Genomic DNA, 2,537 nt, shown 5'->3' on the forward strand with positions numbered 1-2,537 from the left:
CCGCCGGGCCCGGCGCTCGGGCCCGGCGGTCAGGCGTCGACCAGGACCGGGCCGGCCGCGGCCAGCGTCCGCCGCAGCACGCGGGCCTGCTCCGCCGGGTCGGTGGCGGCCAGCAGGGCGGAGAGGACGGCGATGCGGGCCTGGCCGGCGCGCAGCGTGCCCGTCGGGACCGCTCCGGCCGCGACCAGGTCCACCGCTCCGCCGTGCGTGTAGATCTCGGTGACCGGGCCCGCCGCGACGCGCGTGGTCAGGGCCACCAGCACGCCGCGGGCCACGGCCGCCTTCACCGCGTCCACGATCTCGGGGGTGGCATTGCCTGCACCGGTGCCGATGAGGACGATGCCCCGGGCGCCGGCCTCGACGGCGGCGTTCAGGAGCACCGGGTCGCCGTCGGCGTGGTGCATCACCATGTCCACGCGAGGCGGCAGCTCCGGCATCGCCGGCAGGGGCAGCGGCTCGGAGCGCTGCGGGGAGCGCAGTACGGCGACCTTGCCGAAGCCGATCTTCCCGAGCAGTTCCTTGGAGGGGTCGGCGAACGCGTCCAGCGCCACGGCCTGGGTCTTCACCGTGCCGCGGGCCGCGTGGACGCGTCCCGCGAAGGCGATCAGCACGCCGAGCCCGCGGGTGGTCGCCGCGGTGAGCAGGGCGTCGTAGAGGTTGCCGGGGCCGTCGCCGTCCGCGGTGCCCATGGGCCGCTGCGAGCCGGTGAACACGACACTGCGCGGGTCGTGGTGGTGGAGGTCGACCAGGAAGGCCGACTCCTCCAGGGTGTCGGTGCCGTGGGTGACGACGATGCCGTCGACGCCGGGGTCGGCCAGCACCTCGTGGACGGTGCGCAGCAGGGTGAGCTGATGGGCGGTGGTCAGCCGCGGGCTGTTCACGCTGAACAGGTCCACCACCTCGACGGTGATGCCCTCGGGCAGCGGCGCGGTCGCCACGACCTCACTGCCGTCGGCGTCGGCCGCGAAACCGGAACCCTGCCAGCGGCTGGCTATCGTGCCGCCGGTGCTGATGAGGACGATCCGTCCCATGGCCACCCTTTCCCTGCGTACGGGTGATACCTCGTACATACGTGCTGACCCGCAATCATAGAGAGATCTACGCGCAACACGATTGCGAGTTCCCCTGGACCTGTTACAAACCTGGGTGGATGATTGCGCGATGGATGCCATTGACCGAGATATCTTGCGCGAGCTCCAGGCCGACGGGCGGCTCAGCAACCAGGAACTGGCCCAGCGCGTGGGCCTGACCCCCTCCCCCTGCATGCGCCGCGTACGCCAGCTGGAACAGGACGGGGTGATCCAGGGCTACCGGGCGGTGATCGACCCGGAGGCCGTCGGCCGGGGCTTCGAGGTGCTGGTCTCGGTCGAGGTGCGCCGCGACCGCGAGGCGGTCGAGGCCTTCGAGGCGGCCCTGGAGGACATCCCCGACGTCATCGAGGCGTACCGGCTCTTCGGCAGCCCGGGCTGCCTGCTGCGGATCGCCGTGGCCGACCTGCGGGCGTACGAGCGCCTGTGGATCGAGAAGCTGACGGCGCTCTCCGGCGTCACCGAGGTCAACTCCCAGATCATCATGAAACGGATCAAAGAGCCCACAGGCCTGCCCGTCTGAAACCGGCGGCCGTGTGAGACGGGTAACGACGTCGTCTCGGGCAGTGGTCAGATGTTGACCCGCCCCCACTTTTAGGTAAGCCTTACCTCGCTTGATGGTGGGGTCCGGTGGATCCCATTCCGCTTATCCCCCGGAGTCCCTTCCATGCTGTCGTCGGTCGCCCCTGCACCTGCCTCCGTTTCTGCTCCCCGCGAGTCGGCGGGCCGGCCGGTCCGCGTGTACGACTCGTGGTGGACGGTCTCTGCGGCGGCCCTCGGCGCGGTGGTCGCCCTGGCGGGGGTCCTGTGGTTCTCCGTCCACATACGCACGGACCCGACGCTGCACACGGCCGCGCTCTTCGCCCACCTCGCCTCCCTCGTCCTCGGATTCGGCGCGGTGCTCTCCGCGGACTACTACGGGATGCTCTGGGCCCTCGGGCGGTGCTCCTTCGAGGAGGTGCTGTCGGCCACGTCCCGGCTCCACGTCCCGATCTGGGCCGGGCTCGGCGGCCTGGTGGCGAGCGGGGCGATGCTCCACCCCGACCTCGGCTCCCCCCTGACCGCCGTCAAACTGGCCCTCGTCCTCGCCCTCACGCTGAACGGCCTCCAGGCCGGCCTGCTGGGCCGCCGCCTCGCCGCCTCGGCGGACCGGCCGATCCGGCGGCGGATGCTGGTGTGGGGCGGGGCGACCGCGCTGGTCTCCCAGGTGTGCTGGTGGGGCGCGGTCGCCATCGGCTTCCTGAACAGCAACGGCTGACCCCGAGCGGGAGCGGCCGGCCGGCGGCCGCTGCCGCGCGGATCAGTGGATCAGTAGCGGTAGTGGTCCGGCTTGTACGGGCCCTCGACCTTGACGCCGATGTAGGCGGCCTGCTCCGGGCGCAGGGTGGTCAGCTTGACGCCGAGCGCGTCGAGGTGGAGGCGGGCCACCTTCTCGTCGAGGTGCTTGGG

4 protein-coding genes are annotated in these 2,537 nt (G+C 71.9%); 2 read left to right on the plus strand and 2 right to left on the minus strand.

Features of this window, described 5'->3' with window-relative positions; all coding sequences use genetic code 11:
- Positions 1-29: 29 nt before the first annotated feature.
- Positions 30-1,031, minus strand: coding sequence for an asparaginase (locus ABZ128_RS35495; protein ID WP_356854027.1), 1,002 nt, complete (start codon positions 1,029-1,031; stop codon positions 30-32).
- A 130-nt stretch (positions 1,032-1,161) separates the two neighbouring features.
- On the opposite strand from ABZ128_RS35495, the gene ABZ128_RS35500 reads away from it, so the two are divergent.
- Positions 1,162-1,611: an Lrp/AsnC family transcriptional regulator gene (locus ABZ128_RS35500; RefSeq protein ID WP_356854028.1), complete on the plus strand. Its 450-nt coding sequence runs from the start codon at positions 1,162-1,164 to the stop codon at positions 1,609-1,611.
- A 144-nt stretch (positions 1,612-1,755) separates the two neighbouring features.
- Entirely contained in the window at positions 1,756-2,346 is a 591-nt protein-coding gene (locus ABZ128_RS35505; RefSeq protein WP_356854029.1) for a hypothetical protein, read from the plus strand.
- 50 nt (positions 2,347-2,396) lie between these two features.
- Here the strand turns inward: ABZ128_RS35505 and ABZ128_RS35510 are convergent.
- On the minus strand, positions 2,397-2,537 hold a 141-nt coding region (locus ABZ128_RS35510; protein ID WP_356854031.1), incomplete at its 5' end, for an adenosylhomocysteinase.

Source organism: Streptomyces sp. NPDC006326 (genome assembly GCF_040612915.1).
Lineage (GTDB): Bacteria > Actinomycetota > Actinomycetes > Streptomycetales > Streptomycetaceae > Streptomyces.